This is a genomic window from Tsukamurella ocularis (genome assembly GCF_024807615.1).
GTDB lineage: Bacteria > Actinomycetota > Actinomycetes > Mycobacteriales > Mycobacteriaceae > Tsukamurella > Tsukamurella ocularis.
In genome coordinates this window covers 101,911-118,048 of record NZ_JANUCJ010000004.1, presented here as the reverse complement: position 1 = coordinate 118,048, position 16,138 = coordinate 101,911, and the positions used below count along the sequence as shown (strand labels likewise).

The following is a 16,138-nucleotide window of genomic DNA, read 5'->3' as shown; positions in this document are numbered from 1 at the left end:
AAGCCCTCGCCAAGGCCGCGTCACCCGCTCCCCTTGCGGCCGTGAACGCTGCATGAAGTCCTTCGAAAGCCGCAGTATCATGTCCGGGTTTGCCCGATTGCCGCTGGCTAGCGTCGACGGGTGCCAACTCCGGGACGGTGGGTCGCGCCCACCGCGTTCACGCTTGCCGCGGTCGTCGCCGCGGCCGGCGGCACGTACCTCCTGACGGCACCCGGCGCCCCGGGCGAGGCCGCCGCACCGCGCGGCACGATCGCCGTGCCGGCGCGGCTCGACGGCTGCGTCGCGCCGGCCGGCACCGTCGACCCCGGGAACCGGACTTTCGCGGTCACGAACACGTCGACGCGGTCCCTCGAACTGGCCCTCGCCGGTCCCGACGGTGCCGTGTACGCCGAACTCGACGCGCTCGCGCCGCGCGCCACCCGGCTCCTCCGGGTCGCGCTCGGATCCGGCGACTACCACTTCGAGTGCTACTTCGCGGAGACCGATGCCGTCACGGGGACCGCCTTCCGAGTCCCGGGCGACGTGCCCCGCGGCCCCGCCGTGATCCCGACCTCGACGCAGGATCTCACGCCCGCGACCCTCGATTACCAGGCCTGGGTCGGCGGCCGGCTGCCCGCGCTCCGCGACGCCGTCGCCACGCTCGCCGCCGCGCACGGCATCGACGCGCAGCGTGCCGCGTGGCGCACGGCGCACCGGCTCTACGAGACGCTCGGTGCGGCCTACGACGCCTTCGGCGAGTGGGACGGCAAGATCAACGGCCGCCGCATCTCCGGGGACGCGTCCGGATTCCACGCGATCGAGGCCGCGCTGTGGGCACCGTCCGCGACGGTCCCCGCGGCGCTCGAGCAGGGGCTCGTCCGAGACGTCGACAACCTGCTCGCGGATTACCCCTCGCTCGCGGTGAATCCCCTCCAGATCGGGCTGCGCGCGCACGAGATCACCGAGAACACCATCGAATTCACACTGACGGGCGTGGACGACGCGGGTTCCCACACCGGGCTCGACATCGCGCGGGCCAACCTCGAGGGCACCCGCCGCGTCCTCGACTCGCTCGGCGCCGTCCTGTCGACGCGGTACGCCCGGCTTCCGGAGACGCGGGCCGCGCTCGATCGCGCCGATGCGGTGAGCGCCGATCTCGCGGCCGTATTCCCCGACCGCCCGCTCGCCGAGATCCCGCTCGCCGACCGGCAGCGGCTGAACACGGCCTTCGGTGGCCTCGTCGAACTCCTCGCCCCGATCGCCGCGATCGCCGACGTCAGGCGGACGAAATGAAGGCGTCGCGGCGCGGCTTCCTGGCCGGCGCCGCCGCGGCGGGCGCCGTCGCGGGCGCCGCGGCCTGCTCGCGGTCGGCCGCTCCGTCGACCCCGGCGGCGGTGCCCGAGCAGCGTCACGCCAGCTACGCCGCGTTCGACGTGACCTGCGGCTCCGTCCAGGAGACCGACGACCTCCTGCGCACACTCACCGAGCGGATCCGGGCACTCAAACAGCCGCACACGCCCGTCGCCACCGCGATCACCGCGCCGCCCACCGACTCCGGCACACTCGGCCCCGAGCTCGACGGCGGCGCCGACCTCACCGTGAACATCGGCTACGGCGCGAGCTTCTTCGACCGCTGGCACCCCGACCGGCGCCCCACGGGCATCCGGCCCATGCGCGAGTTCGACGACGACCGGCTCGATCCCACCCGCTGCCACGGCGACCTGCTGTTGGAGATCCGCGCCGCCGATCAGGACACCGTCTTGCACGCGCTCCGCGACCTCAGCCGCGCAGGACGCGGCGGTCTCGCGCCCCGGTGGCGGCAGGACGGGACCCAACCGGCGCCCAGGCCCGACGGCGCGCCGCGCAACCACTTCGGGTTCAAGGACGGTACGTCGAACGTGCGGCCCGAGGAGTTCGACCGGCTGGTATGGCTCGACGATCCCGCCCAACCCTGGACCCGCGGCGGCACCTTCCTCGTCGTCCGCCTGATCCGGATGCTCACGGAGTTCTGGGACCGGATCTCACTCGCCGAGCAGGAGAACATCTTCGGCCGCGACCGCGCGAGCGGCGCCCCGCTGGACGGGAGCGCCGAAACCGACGTACCCCAGTACGCCGACGATCCCGGCGGCGACGTCATTCCGCTGACCAGCCACATCCGGCTCGCGAACCCGCGCACGGCGGAGACCGACGGCTCGCGGATCTTCCGGCGCGCCTACAACTACGCGGGCGGCCTCGACATGAACGGGAACCTCGATCTCGGGCTGGTCTTCACCTGCCTGCAGCGCGATGTCGTCGCCCAGTTCGAGGCGGTTCAGGAACGGCTGAGCGGCGAGCCGCTCACCGACTACATCGCCCCGTTTGGCGGCGGCTACTTCTATCTTCCGCCCCGCGACGCGGGAACGGACTGCTCCACGACAGGAGGCCTACTGTGAAACCCCTCAGCCCGCTACTTACCCGCGTCGCAGCCCTCACCGGCGCAGCCGCGATGGCAATCACCGCCGGTGCGGTCGGCGCACCGGCGGCCTTCGCCGATCCCGGAGACACCGCTACCCCGATCAAGCACGTGGTGGTGATCTTCAACGAGAACGTCTCCTTCGATCACTACTTCGGCACCTACCCGATAGCTGCGAACACGGCCGGCGAGAAGCTCCAGGGATCGGGGCTCGATGCCCCGCGTTTCACCGCAGCACCCGGTACGCCCTCCGACGTCGCGACGTTCACGCGAGCCGGCCTCGCGGGTGATGCGAATCCCAACAAGTACAAGCCCTTCCGCTTCACTCCCGGTCAGGCAGTCACCTGCGACCAGAACCACGAGTACACGGCGGAGCAGGAGGCCGCCAACGGCGGTGCGATGGACAAGTTCGTCGAGTTCACCACGAAGGACAAGTGCGCCTCGTCCGGTCCCGGGATGTTCGAACACCCCGGCTCGGTCATGGGCTACTACGACGGCAACACCGTGACCGGCCTGTGGAACTACGCCCAGAACTACACGCTCAACGACAACTTCTGGTCGACGCAGTTCGGCCCCTCGACGCCCGGCGCGATCAACCTCGTCTCCGGCCAGACCTACGGCGTGCAGTCCCACGACGCGGCGACGGGCGCGAAGACCGCGACGCCGGACAAGTACACCGTCGGTGCCCCCGGCGCCGACGGCGTGGGCACGATCTACGAGGACCCCGATCCCCTCTTCGACGACTGCTCGAACAAGAACCGCACGGGCAAGGATCCGCTCGCGTCGATGCAGGGCAAGAACATCGGCGATCTGCTCACCGAGAAGTCGGTGACGTGGGGATGGTTCCAGGGTGGCTTCCGCCCGTCCACCGCGGCGTCCGGCCCGCAGCGCGCGCTGTGCAATACGACGCACAAGAACGTCGCCGGCAACGCGTCGGTCGACTACAGCCCGCACCACAACCCGTTCGCGTACTACCGGTCGACGGCGAACGAGCACCACGTCGCCCCGGCGAACGTCCACGAGATCGGGCGCGGCGGCGCCGCCAACCACAACTACGACCTCACGGACTTCGACGCCGCGCTCGGCGCGGGGAGCCTGCCCGCCGTCAGCTTCCTCAAGGCCGGCGAGTACCAGGACGGCCACGCCGCCTACTCGGACCCGTTGGACGAGCAGACCTTCGTCACCACCTACGTGAACCGGCTGCAGCAGTCGAAGGACTGGGCCTCGACCGCCGTGATCCTGGCCTACGACGACTCGGACGGCTGGTACGACCATCGACCGCCGGTCATCCTCTCCGGCAGCAAGGATCCCACGCTCGACCGGGCCGTCTGCGCCGACGCCGCCGCGCCCGCCCTCGCCGGACAATCGGTGCGGTGCGGACCCGGCACCCGGCAGCCCTTCCTGCTGATCTCGCCGTTCGCGCGGAAGAACTCGGTGAACCACGACGCCATCGAGCAGGCGTCGATCACCAGGTTCCTCGAGGACAACTGGCGCACCGGCCGGATCGCCGGATCGGCCGACGAACGGGCCGGAAAGCTCGACGGCCTCTTCGACTTCGGGGCGGCGCGCGCCGACAAGGTGTGGCTGAACCAGGTCACCGGCGCCGTCGTCGACGCGCCACCGCCCGCCGACCAGGGGGCACAGGCCGCAGCCGTGAAGGGCTCGCCGTCCAGCGCGGCTCCCGCCTCGCCGTCGACCACGCAGGCCGCGGGCGACGCGCAGGGCTCCTCGTCGAACACGTGGCTGTGGGTCGCCGTCCCCGTGGTCGTCGCGGTGCTGGTCGGCGTGGGTGTCTGGGCGGTGCGTAGCCGGCGATCGGAGGCGTAGCCGAGTGCGGTCGGTCTCCCGCGGTATCCGCGGGGGACCGACCGCACTGCCCCCCCCTACGCCGCGCGGTGCATCAGCATCTCGATCGGCCCGCGGGAGAACCGGCGGGTCCACAGCGCCGAGACCGCGAGCAGGCAGGCCATCACCGCGACGTAGACCGCCACCGTGAACGCGAGCCTGTGCTCCGCGCCGTACCGCGCGGCCAGCCCGAGGCCCCAGCCGTAACAGAGCACCGAGGCGATCACGTTCTGCAGCACGTAGCAGCTCAGCGCGGTCTTCCCCACGTTGCTCAGCGCGGCGCCGATCCGGCCGACCGTCCGCCGCTGGTAGAACTCCGCGATCAGCGCGAGCAGACCCAGCGCCACCAGCGGGGCCACCGCATACCGTCCGACGAAGACCGCCGGGCCCGCGAGTCCCAGTGGCGCACCGGCGATCCCGATCGCGAGGTCGACGGGCGCCGCGATCCCGCCGACCCACATCATCCGGCGCCGGAGGGCGGCACCGTCGGGTCCGAAGAGCCCGCCCTGGAACAGGGCCGCGCCCGTGAGGAACATCGCGATCGTCAGCGGGATCATGAAGATCGTCTCCGCGCGGAACAGCAACGCGTGGTCGGCGCGGAAGAGCACCAGGTCCCAGAACGAGCCCTCGGCGTACGGATTCGCCCGCGCCGTCGCCGGGCCGGTGCCCACACCGGTCCCCTCCAGCATCATCCCGACGGACACCAGCGCGACGACCGACAGGTGCAGCGCGGCGCAGCCGACGGCCCAACGCAGCCGCACGCGCGGCCGCAGGATCAACATCGCCGAGACCACGAAGGACACGAGGGCGTAGCCCATGAGCACGTCGAATTCGGCGACGAGCAGGAAGTGCACCAGGCCGTCGAGGAAGAGCACCAGCGCGCGGCGCCAGTACCGGCCCGGCCACGGCCGGTCGTGGCGCGCCGCCGAGGCCTGCTGGATCGCCAGGCCCACACCGAACATCAGGCTGAGCAATCCGAGGAACTTGCCCTGCGCGAGGGTCTGGAGCACCCGGATCGGCACCGATTCCGCGCCGACGGAGTCCAGGTAGCCCACCATGCCGTGGGGCTCGGTGAAGATCCACACGTTCGTACCGAACGTGCCGAGGATCGCGATGCCGCGGGCAACGTCGAGCGCGGCGATGCGGCGCGTCGTGAGCGCCGGGGTACCGGCGGTGCAGGCCGGGACGGGGGGCGAGGTCATGCCCCTACCCTCCCGAACGCACGAGGACCCCACGACCGCCATCCGGCGGGAGCGGAGTCCATCGTTCGGGGGATGTTGCTGTCACAGCTACCTATCTGCGTGTGATCACCTGATAAGTGGTGCGGTGCCCTCAGGCACAAGGAGCACGAAGTTGGGTCCACCGTCGTTACCGGCACTCGTACACTTGACTGTCACGGGCGCGGGAGGTGCCGGCGCCGACAGAACAAACTTGGTGTACCAGAGAGTAGCTCCATCGCGTGTTTCCGAGACGTCGCTTGCCGATGGGCCAAGCAGTGCGATCGAGGCCCCTGACGCTTCACGCGCCTCGCACTGAATCTGCTTACTCAGTGCCTCATCTCGGGAACCTCCCTAGACCGTGATCGCGACAACCGCGTCAGCAGGCATCGGCACCTTCGGCGCCTCACCGAATTCCACTTTGCCGTGCTCCCTGAATCCCTGGAGCTATCGAAAGCGAAGGAACTGTGCTCGAACTGCCCACGTGGACACAGCTGCTCGAGTCGCTCGCAGATACGGCGGGAGTAGTCGATAGGCCGGCACAGCACGCGATCATCGCCGACCCAGCAGCGAAAAGAGCCCCAGCAGGCTGGCCACGTACGTTCTCGGCCGAGTACCCGACGAATTCAGAGGGTGTGAGCTGGTGCAGCTGTCACGGGCCCGTCAGGCAGAATCTGGATCACCTGTGCCGACGCGATATCGAAGAACAGCCCGGTGATCCGGAGTTCGCCCGCGGTCACGCGCTCCGCGAGGAGGGAATGCGTCGCCAGGTTCCGCATCTGCTCGGCGACGTTGACGATGCCGAGCTGATCGACTTCGTCGTACCCGGCGCGTGCGGCGGCCTCCTGCGCCGGGTCGCCCGACTCGAACGCATGCAGACTCGGCCGCGCGTGCGCAAGCCAGCTCGACAGCGGGGAATCATCGCCAGCTGGCTCGTCGGCGGACCCGAGTAGTGCCTTCATCGCGCCGCAGGCCGAGTGGCCGCAGACCACGATCGAGGCCACGCCGAGCGATCCGACAGCGAATTCGAGCGCGGCATCCACCGAGACGTCGGCGCCGGTGTCCACTGGGACGAGGTTTCCCACGTTGCGGATGGTGAAGAGGTCGCCCGGCCCGCTGGAGGTGATCACGTTCGGCACGATCCGCGAATCGGCGCAGGTGAGAAACAGGATCTCCGGGTTCTGGGTATCGGCGAGCGGGCGAACGTGCGGCAGGAGATCCCCGGCGACGGTGCGGTGGTAGTGCTCGATGCCGCGGCCGACGGACTCGCCTGTCTGAACGCCCGGCTCTGGGCGCTGTCCGCCCTGCCACGATTTCCATGGCGCGACGCCGGCCACCCGCGTGGCGGTGTGCCGCTTGGGCGGTGCAGTCGGTGCGTGTTCCAACCGGGCACTTCCGGTCTCCTCGATCACGACGGTGCCGCCGTTGTCGGTGTGCGCCCGGGTCCAGTCCTCGATCATCTCGGATGCGGCATGGTCGACGAAGTCGGTGTCCAGCGAGATCGTCACGTGCGCCTGGGGCGGCACCGCGGAGAGCGCCTTGTGCAGGCGCGGCAGGGCGAGGAAGCTGAGCGACCCGGCGATGGTGACCCGCCACTGTCGCGATCCCTCAGTGCCGAACGGCTCGGCGTGCACCTCTGCGCGCACGACCCGCCAGAGGACCACGGCGATCGCCACGAGGAGGCCGATTGCGACGCCCTCGAGCAGGTTGAGGAAGACGACGGCCACCAGGGTGATCATGTAGACGCCGAGGTCTCCGGTTCGGCGTGCCAGTTTCATGTGGGCGAGTTTGACCAGCTGGATGCCGATCACCACGAGCAGGCCTGCCAGCGCCGCTTTGGGGATCTGTTGCACCAGCCCGGTGAGAACGACCGCGAAGAGCAGGATCCACACGCCGTGCAGGATGGCCGACGCACGGGTGCGGGCCCCCGCGTTCACATTGGCCGTGCTGCGCACGATCACGCCGGTCACCGGGAGCCCACCGATCAAGCCGGAGAGCGCGTTGGCGCCGCCCTGCCCGATGAGCTCACGGTTGAAATCGGTGCGCGGACCGCTGTGCATCTTGTCGACGGCAACGGCGGAGAGCAGGGATTCGACGCTGGCGATCAGCGCGACGGTGAGCACTCCGAGAGCCACGGCACCCCAGTTGCCGTCTGGCAGCGCGGGTAGCGTGAGCGCGTCGAAGAAGCTGCCGTCAATGGCGATCCGCTCGGCGCCGATCGGGAAGATCACCGCGACGACGGTCGCTGCGACGATCGCGACGAGCGGTCCGGGGACCTTGCGCACCCGCGCCGGCAGGCGCGGCCACGCGAGCAGGACGGCGATCACGATCGCTCCGACCAGCAGGTCGGGCGAATGGATGTGCGTCAGCTGCTGCGGCAGTGCGACGAGGTTGGCCCAGGCGGAGCTGGCGGAGGTGCCGCCGAGGAGCACGTGGACCTGCTGCAGGGCGATGGTGATGCCGATGCCCGCGAGCATTGCGTGCACGACGATCGGTGCGATCGCGAGCGCCGCCTGGGCGATTCGGCTGAGGCCGAAGACGATCTGCAGCAGACCGGCGCCGACGGTTATGAGGCAGGTGACCTGCCAGCCGACGCTCTGCACGAGGCCGGCGACGACGACGGTGAGCCCCGCGGCCGGCCCGCTGACCTGTAGTGGTGAGCCACCGAAGGCTCCCACCACCACGCCGCCGACGACGGCGGCGATCAGCCCCGCCATCAGCGGCGCACCGGATGCGATCGCAATACCGAGCGACAGCGGTAGGGCGACGAGGAAAACCACCAGTGAGGCAGGAAGGTCGTAGCGGGCGATGTCACGGACAGCGGACTTCGTCAACGGCATCACCCCACCGTGCCCACCGCACGTTAAAGATCGATTAACTTAACAAGTAAGTGTGATTAAATACACATCCTCCTGCGCCTCTCGCGGGCGAGCGTTCAGCTGCAGCGATTCCCGCGCGGCCGCCGAGCTGATCTTCGATCAGGGCCTGGGCGGCACGTTCGTGGTCGCACCGCCGGGGGCTGGCGCGAAGAGCCCCCGAGGTCGACGAGTTCACCGCGCAGCACGTCGAGGAGGCCACGCAGCTGCTCCGGGAGCACCCTCGGATCGTCGGCGACCACGTCGCGGACGGCCGCGTGGGCGTACCGGTCGGAGACTGCTCGCCTGGCGCGATTGGTGGACCTTGCGTACCCTCGGTCATGGCAAAGTAAAGTCAACGTAAGGAGCACTCAATGTCTACGATCGTGCAGATGATGACTCAGGATGCCAACTGGTCCAAGTGGCTCGAAGCGAACGGTGCAGCGTCTGAGGGCTGCATTTCGAAGCCCGGTTGCATCTCCAAGCCCGGTTGCATCTCGGACAAGTGAATTCCGAGGACTGCGGCGGCGCTCTGAGTGCGCCGCCGCAGTTGCAGCCACCGCACACTCAGGTCCGCCCGATCGCGTCGAAATTCCTCGACGCTGTTCGCGACGTGCCATTCTATCGCGGTAGAATCGTCGATGGCAATGCGGCGATCATCACCAAACGTGAAGTCGCGAAAGAATTCCCCGAATCCTTCATGACCGCCGCGACCGCATCGGCGCTTGATACGGGCGAAGCCCAAATAGTCTTCAGCACCGGGACCAATCATGCCCGAATGGCGTTGATTCGCCCACCACTATTTCTGCTCAAAAGCTACTACTCCATCTGGCAAGCGCACCCGATGATCGGTGAGAGTTTTCGCCGAGGAATGCCCCGAGTGTCGATCACCACACGCCTCGCGACCGATCATGTAATGAGGGTCAACTCCGAATCAGGCGCGGAAGAACTGCGTTCCAGCCGCTGGCTCGACTCGCGAACACTGTACATTAACCGTGTTCTCGATCCGGCGGACTGGACCGACTCCGATGTGGCCGAGATGGTCGAAGAGATCACTCAAGCGCGGCGAACGACGGGCGGATACCACCTCGATTGTTCGGCGAATCACCTCGCACATCTTCTCCTACGCGCCGATATTCCCGATCCCGACAGTATCGTCAACGCCTACGAGATGATGCCGACGAATACGCGTCGATTCATCGAACGCAGGTTGAGCAGGTCCGTCGTGGATCTGTTCGGTAGCACTGAACTCGGCTACATGTTCTACAGCGACAGCTCTCAGGGTTATGTCCCCTATCTTGAAGACATGGAAGCCGAGCTAATTCCTATATCCGGTGGCCGAGGGATTCATGTCCTGGTCGTCTCGTCGATACGCAATCAGTTCATGCCACTGATTCGATATCGAACAGGTGATTGCGTGCTCACCGACGACGGATCGGCGGACCCGAACAAGATCGTCAAGTTTGTCGGCCGCGAACCGGAGCTCTTTTCTGGGCCGGTAGGACTGATCGCGCACGGCGAGCTCGATGAGGTGATCGCCGCCCACGCCCCGGATGTGTTCTTATACAAGCTCGACGTGACCGATAGCGACGCCGTACTCGCCTACACCACGTTCTCGGGTGAGCCCCTGATGCAGGAGACCTCGCTCGAGCTGCGTGCAGCGCTGTCGAATCTCACGGGCCTACAGCCGATGACAGCAGAACACCATTCTCGAATAGACATAGGAATATCCGGAAAGTACCGATGGTTGAATGATGGACGCACAGATGTCACCTCCGAATGATGCGCTTTTCCTGGGAGATCTCTACCAAGAGACAGTGAGCTACACCCAGCATCACAACAATGTGTCAGCCGAAACAGCGGCCGGTGAGACCCGAGAGGCATTTCGCTATCTCTATCTAGTTTCCATGTTTCGCGAAGAACTGGCGGGATTATTCCTGCCAGTGATTCAAGACGTGGACGAGGTGTGGCACTACTGGATTCTGCAAACCCGCGAATACACCGAGTTCTGCGAACGGCTTCCGGGATCATTCTTCATTCATCACCGCAGCATTGGATACTCCGAGTTCGGTGCGGAACCGTCGCGTGAAGAACTCGCTGAGCAGGCGCTCAGGTGGGTTCCGCTTTACGTGCGTTGTTTCGGTGAGATTGATGAAACCACGGCCGAATGCTGGAAGATCGTCAAGTTCTTGATCGATATCACGGGCCTGACGCCGAGCCACATAGCGGACCTGTGCGGAGCAGGCGAGATGCGCACCTCGGTGCCGACTGACGGTCCGCGCGGGCAGAATCACGAGCCGAGCGGCGGCGAGATGTCGACTGGTCCACGACTCTGAATAGTCCGGGAGGCCAACTGTGGATGCCTACGTGCACCGCCGGAGGATTTCCATGCTGCAACGTTGTTCCACAAGGGAACTACCGTGAGAGTAGATCAGATGCCACACAGGCTGAGCTCGACCGGGCTGGCAGTCGTACTACTGGCGGTGCTGCTGCCGATGGCGGATTCGTTCATCGTCAATATTGCGCTCGCCGAGATCGACGCAGACCTCACCGCCGGTCCGGGAACACTCGAGCTTGTTGTGGCCGGCTACGTCGTGGCCTTCACGGTTCTGCTGGTCCTCTGTGGTCGGCTTGGTGATATCTATGGGCGCAAGCGAATCCTGGTGGCGGGCCTGGCGTTGTTCACTCTTGCCTCACTCCTCTGTGCCCTGGCCCCCACGGCTCCAGCGCTCATCGCGGCCCGTGTAGCGCAAGGAGCCGCAGCTGCGATGATTCCGCCGCAGGTGCTCGGCACGATCGCCGCCGCCGTCGAGGACGAGCGCCGGCCACGGGCGTTGAGCCTCTTTGCAATCGTCAGTGGACTCGCCGCCGTCGTTGGGCTGGTACTCGGCGGAGTGCTCGTACAAGCCGATTTGCTGGGCGCCGCGTGGAGGCCGATCTTCGTGATCAACCTACCGATCGGCATCGTGGCCATGGCCCTGGTGCTGCGACACGTTCCTGAGACACGTTCGCCGCGCCCCCTGCGCGTCGACCTACGCGGCACTGTGGTTCTAGGTGCACTGATCGTGACACTGCTCATTGTCCTCAATCGCGGTAGCTGGTCATTCGCTCTGCTCCTGGCCGTACCTCCCCTAGCACTGATCCTGTGGCGCATTGAGAAACAGCAACCATCGCCTCTGCTGCCCCCTGAAGTGCTCACCCATCCACGTGTCCGCCGCGGTCTGGTGCTCCTCATTCCGTTCCTTGCGGTGTGGGCCGGATACCTGTTCGCGCTACCGTTGGCGCTTCAGCAGGGCTTCGGGCTCAGCCCCGTCGCGGCCGCCGGTGTCGTCGCTCCGATGCCGATCGCCTTTATCGTGGGTTCATTGGCTGTGCCCGCCCTTCGGGGTAGGAGTGGTGACCGGACGTTCTCATTAGGCTTGATGATTCAGGCGGTAGGCGTCGCGTGGCTGATTGTCGCGCTGACGCTCGGTGCACCGATCCCCGTCCTTGTACCTGGGATATCTCTCATAGGGTTCGGCCAAGCACTTGCGATCGGATCATCACAAATCTCGATCATCGGTGCAATGCCCAAAGACCATGCCGGAGTAGGTGGCGGCATCCTCGTCACTACCCAACAGGGCTCCATGGCTGTCGGAGTTGCGGCAATCGGTGGAGTGTTTACAGGACTGTTGAGCAGCGGGCACACCACCGCTTTCATCGTAATTCTGAGTCTCCAACTCGTGACCTTGCTGGTGATCGCCGCCGCCAGTTTTCACGGGGATGATCCACGCGCCGAGGGAAACAACGCTACACTCGCCAGCGACCTGGCCCCGCCGTAGAGGACGGCTACCTCCACCGCGCCCGGTCGGGAATCTCCTCGCCAGCGCCGATGGTCTATGCCAGATTGAGCGCGCTTCGACGCATCCCGGTTCCGTTGCGACTCGCCAGTCCCAATGCGACAGGGAGATCCGGCCCCCATCCTGCTTTTGCTCGGGTGCGACTCCGGCCTTGCGCAGCTCGTGCTTCCGGGCGGGAGGTCCTGACCGCTCACCGCTTCCGAAACGCACGAGGACCCCGCGTCCGCCATGCGGCGGGAGCGGGGTCCATCGTTCGGGGGACTACTCGGCGGAGGTCTCCGCCACGGCGCCCTCGGCCTTGGCGGCGCCGGAACGGCGGCGACGACGGCGCCTGCGGGCCGGGGCGTCGCCCTCGGCACCGTCGTTCGACGGTGCCTGCGACTGCGGCGCGGCGGTCGCGGGCTTCGCCTCGGCGGGGGCACCGTCGGCCTTCTGGCCGCCGCGGGTGCGCGTGCGCGACCGGGTGCTCTCGCGCCTCTCGCGAGGCTTGCGCTCCACGACCTCGCCCTCGGCGCGCTTGCGCACGCCGGGCAGGCTGCCCTTGACCTTGGGGTCGATGCCCAGGTCGGTGAAGAGGTGCTCGCTGGAGCTGTAGGTCTCGGCGGGCTCGGGCTGGCCGAGTCCGAGCGCCTTGTCGATGAGCTGCCAGCGGTGCAGCTCGTCCCAGTCGACCAGAGTGACGGCGATGCCGGTCTTGCCCGCGCGGCCGGTGCGGCCGATGCGGTGCACGTAGGTCTTGTCGTCCTCGGGGCACTGGAAGTTGATGACGTGCGTGACGTCGTCGATGTCGATGCCGCGGGCGGCGACGTCGGTCGCGACCAGCACGTCGATCGAGCCGTCACGGAACTTGCCGAGCGCCTTCTCACGCGCGACCTGACCCAGGTCGCCGTGCACGGCGCCGACCTTGAAGCCACGCTCGGCCAGCTCGTCGGCCACCTTCTGCGCGGTGCGCTTGGTGCGGGTGAAGATCATGGTCGCGCCGCGGCCCTCGGCCTGCAGTACCTTCGCGACGAGCTCGACCTTGTCGAGGGCGTGGGCGCGGTAGACGTACTGCGTGGTGCGCTCGTGCACCGCGGAGTCGTCGTGGTGCTCGGCGCGCACGTGCGTCGGCTGACGCAGGAACGTGCGGGCCAGCGTGATGATCGGGCCGGGCATCGTGGCCGAGAACAGCATCGTCTGCCGGTCGGTGGGGACCATCGTGAGGATGCGCTCGATGTCGGGGAGGAAGCCCAGGTCGAGCATCTCGTCGGCCTCGTCGAGCACCAGGATCTGGATCTTGCCGAGCACGAGGTGGCCCTGCTTGGCCAGGTCGAGCAGGCGGCCGGGGGTGCCGACGACGACGTCGACGCCCTTCTGCAGCGCCTCGATCTGCGCCTCATAGGGGCGGCCGCCGTAGATCGAGGTGATCCGCAGATCGCGTTCGCCCTTGGTGGTCTGCACGCGAACGCTGTCGGAGGCCTGCTCGAGGTCGTCAGTGACCTGCACACAGAGCTCGCGGGTGGGGACGATGATGAGCGCGCGCGGCGTTCCGTCGAGCGCGCGGAGGCCGTCCTCGCCGACGTCGGCGCGGGCCTGCGTGATCAGGCGGTTGAGCAGCGGGACGCCGAAGCCGTAGGTCTTGCCCATGCCCGTGCGGGCCTGGCCGATGAGGTCGTTGCCGGCGAGCGCGAGCGGGAGCGTCAGCTCCTGGATGGCGAAGGTGCGCTCGATGCCACGCTTGCCGAGCGCGTCGACGATGCCCTGGTCAACGCCGAGCTCGGCGAAGCTGGGCGAGACGTGATCGTCGCCGATCACGTGGACGTCGGGCAGTCCCTCGGCGGCGGCGGGCTCGGTGTGGATGTCGTTGTTCGCGGTGGTGATGGTTCTGCCTTTCATCGGCGGCGAATGCGTCGCGTTCATTTCTCACGCGCGCACTGTTCCGGCCAATGAATCCCCGGCCCGTGTCTCGGACCGTCATCGTCGCCTCGACGCCCTCGCCGTCAGGCGGTGGGGCGGAGTGCGCGCACAACTACCGGCGACCGAAGTCGATCGCTGGCGACCATCCTACCCCGCGGAGCGGGCCGCACTAGCATGTGCACCATGAGCGAACAGTCGCAGGACCGGGGAATCACCACCGAGCACCCGGGAGTCGCGGCCCTGTTCGCGGTGCTGGCGTACGGCGAACTCGCCGCCTTCGAGCGGCTCGCCAAGGAGGCCGAGATGGCGCCGGACCTCCGCGGCCGGATCGCCGTCTCGTCGATGGCCGCGGCGCAGATGCGCAACTTCGAGCGGCTGGAGACCGAGCTCGACCGTCGCGGGCAGGACGTGGCGACGGCGACCGCCCCCTTCGTGCCGGTGATCACCCGCTACCACGAGCGGACGGCGCCCCGGAACTGGAACGAATCGCTGGTCAAGGCCTACATCGGCGACGGGCTCGCCGCCGACTTCTACTCCGAGGTGGCGCGCGCGCTCCCAACCGAGCCGGCCGCGGTGGTCGCGGCGGTGCTCTCCGACACCCGCGAGTCCGACTTCGCCGTCGAGCGGGTGCGCGCCGCGGTGACCGCGAACCCGGCGTTGCGCTCCCCGCTCACACTATGGGGCCGGCGCCTGCTGTCGGAGGCCATCACGCAGGCGCAGGAGGTGCTCGCCACCCGTGACGAGCTGGCCGCGCTGCTCTTCGAGCATTCCGGGGACCTGCCGGGCGTGGCGCAGTTCTTCGAATCACTGCAGACCCGGCACGCCGAGCGGATGGCGACCCTCGGCCTGGGCTGACTGCCCTCAGCAGAAACAGCGGCCTCGGCCCGCACGACCGCGGCCCCTGCGGATAGCCTCGTGGCATGGAGATCAAGATCGGTATCGCGGACTCGAACCGCGAACTCGTGGTGCAGAGCAAGGACTCGTCGGAAGACGTGAAGAAGGCCGTCGCCGACGCGCTGGCCGGCCGCACTGACCTGCTGGAGCTGACGGACGAGAAGGGCAAGCAGTACCTGGTGCCCGCCGCCCGCGTCTCCTACGTCGAGGTCGGCACCAATGAGAGCCGCTCCGTCGGCTTCAACGCCAGCTGACGCAGGCCCTCACGGCGCTGTTCGGTCCGCCGCCGCGACCGCCGGGTCCGGTGTTCCCGCGTCGGCGGGGGACGTCCCCGCTGCCGCGCGGCGGTCGAGCAGCGACACCAGCACGAAGCTGAGACTCACGAGCAGTACCCAGGAGCCGAACTTCCCCGCGTGCACCATCCGCCACGCGTCGCCCTGGTCCGGGTAGCGCCACGCGCCGAGGAAGGTTGCCATGTTCTCGGCGATCCACAGGAAGAACCCGATCAGCACGAACGAGAGCGGCAGCGGCATCCAGTAGCGCTGTGCGCCCACCGTGAACCACACGCGGCTGCGCGCGGTGACCACCAGGAAGCCCAGTGCGATGACGACCCTCAGGTCGGGCAGGACGTGGTGGGTGAAGAAGTTCGCGTACGCGGCCAGCGCGAGGACGAGCACCGCCCCGGTCCGGTAGTGGCTCACCGTCAGGTCGAAGCGCCGGAATGCCTGGCAGACGTACGACCCCACCGCGGCGTACATGAAGCCCGCGTAGAGCGGCACCCCGGCGATCTTGGTCAGTGCGGCGTCGGGGTACTCCCAGGACCCGACGGCGACCTTGAACACCTCCAGGGCGAAGCCCGCCAGGTGAAAGGCGCAGACCACCCCCAGCTCGCGCCACGACTCCCGTTTGGTGGCGACGAACAGCACTTGCACCGCGATGACGTAGAGCAGCAGCGCGTCGTAGCGCGCCAGCGGCGGGTCCCAGCGAGACCAGATCAGCGCCGACCCGGCGAGCCCCACGAAGACGGCGATCGCGAACGCGCAGCACTGCAGCTCGATCCACGCGAACCGCAGCAGCTGCCCGAGGAAGCCCTGCGCGCGGGTCAGCGGGAGGCGCGCCGTCGACATGCCCCGAGTATGCATGCGGCCGGCCCGGCGTCGT

12 protein-coding genes are annotated in these 16,138 nt (G+C 67.8%); 8 read left to right on the top strand and 4 right to left on the bottom strand.

Features of this window, described 5'->3' with window-relative positions:
• The first annotated feature begins 120 nt into the window (after positions 1-120).
• From HNP44_RS16955 to HNP44_RS16945, 3 genes are read left to right on the top strand one after another with little or no spacing between them, the layout of a single operon-like run.
• On the top strand, positions 121-1,272 hold the full coding sequence (locus HNP44_RS16955; RefSeq protein ID WP_259142424.1) for an EfeM/EfeO family lipoprotein: 1,152 nt from the start codon (positions 121-123) through the stop codon (positions 1,270-1,272).
• Positions 1,269-2,411, top strand: coding sequence for a Dyp-type peroxidase (locus HNP44_RS16950; protein WP_259142422.1), 1,143 nt, complete (start codon positions 1,269-1,271; stop codon positions 2,409-2,411). Before HNP44_RS16955 ends, HNP44_RS16950 begins: the two co-directional genes overlap by 4 nt.
• Positions 2,408-4,258, top strand: coding sequence for a phospholipase C (locus HNP44_RS16945; RefSeq protein WP_259142421.1), 1,851 nt, complete (start codon positions 2,408-2,410; stop codon positions 4,256-4,258). Before HNP44_RS16950 ends, HNP44_RS16945 begins: the two co-directional genes overlap by 4 nt.
• Positions 4,259-4,314: 56 nt before the next feature.
• Here HNP44_RS16945 and HNP44_RS16940 read toward each other — a convergent pair whose 3' ends face one another.
• Entirely contained in the window at positions 4,315-5,478 is a 1,164-nt protein-coding gene (locus tag HNP44_RS16940; RefSeq protein ID WP_259142420.1) for a DUF418 domain-containing protein, read from the bottom strand.
• Positions 5,479-6,119: 641 nt separating this feature from the next.
• Complete coding sequence (locus tag HNP44_RS16935) at positions 6,120-8,333, bottom strand: bifunctional SulP family inorganic anion transporter/carbonic anhydrase (RefSeq protein WP_259142419.1); 2,214 nt, start codon at positions 8,331-8,333, stop codon at positions 6,120-6,122.
• A 520-nt stretch (positions 8,334-8,853) separates the two neighbouring features.
• Between HNP44_RS16935 and HNP44_RS16930 the strand changes: the two genes are divergently transcribed.
• From HNP44_RS16930 to HNP44_RS16920, 3 genes are all read left to right on the top strand, one after another.
• Positions 8,854-10,131: a hypothetical protein gene (locus HNP44_RS16930; RefSeq protein ID WP_259142417.1), complete on the top strand. Its 1,278-nt coding sequence runs from the start codon at positions 8,854-8,856 to the stop codon at positions 10,129-10,131.
• 34 nt (positions 10,132-10,165) lie between these two features.
• Positions 10,166-10,684 carry a hypothetical protein gene (locus tag HNP44_RS16925; RefSeq protein WP_259142416.1) on the top strand — a complete coding sequence of 173 codons (519 nt, stop codon included), beginning with the start codon at positions 10,166-10,168 and terminating at the stop codon, positions 10,682-10,684.
• Positions 10,685-10,747: 63 nt separating this feature from the next.
• The gene (locus HNP44_RS16920) at positions 10,748-12,169 is read left to right on the top strand and encodes an MFS transporter (protein ID WP_259142415.1); all 1,422 of its coding nucleotides are present in this window, start codon (positions 10,748-10,750) and stop codon (positions 12,167-12,169) included.
• 279 nt (positions 12,170-12,448) lie between these two features.
• Here HNP44_RS16920 and HNP44_RS16915 read toward each other — a convergent pair whose 3' ends face one another.
• Positions 12,449-14,062 carry a DEAD/DEAH box helicase gene (locus HNP44_RS16915; RefSeq protein WP_259142414.1) on the bottom strand — a complete coding sequence of 538 codons (1,614 nt, stop codon included), beginning with the start codon at positions 14,060-14,062 and terminating at the stop codon, positions 12,449-12,451.
• Positions 14,063-14,266: 204 nt separating this feature from the next.
• Here HNP44_RS16915 and HNP44_RS16910 point away from each other — a divergent pair, with 204 nt between their 5' ends.
• On the top strand, positions 14,267-14,938 hold the full coding sequence (locus tag HNP44_RS16910) for a ferritin-like domain-containing protein (RefSeq protein ID WP_259142413.1): 672 nt from the start codon (positions 14,267-14,269) through the stop codon (positions 14,936-14,938).
• A gap of 65 nt (positions 14,939-15,003) precedes the next feature.
• Positions 15,004-15,231, top strand: a complete 228-nt coding sequence (locus tag HNP44_RS16905) for a DUF3107 domain-containing protein (protein ID WP_259142411.1) — start codon at positions 15,004-15,006, stop codon at positions 15,229-15,231.
• A gap of 9 nt (positions 15,232-15,240) precedes the next feature.
• Here the strand turns inward: HNP44_RS16905 and HNP44_RS16900 are convergent, their stop codons facing one another.
• A complete protein-coding gene (locus HNP44_RS16900; RefSeq protein WP_259142409.1) occupies positions 15,241-16,104 on the bottom strand; it encodes a DUF817 domain-containing protein in 864 nt (287 codons plus the stop codon).
• Positions 16,105-16,138: the final 34 nt, after the last annotated feature.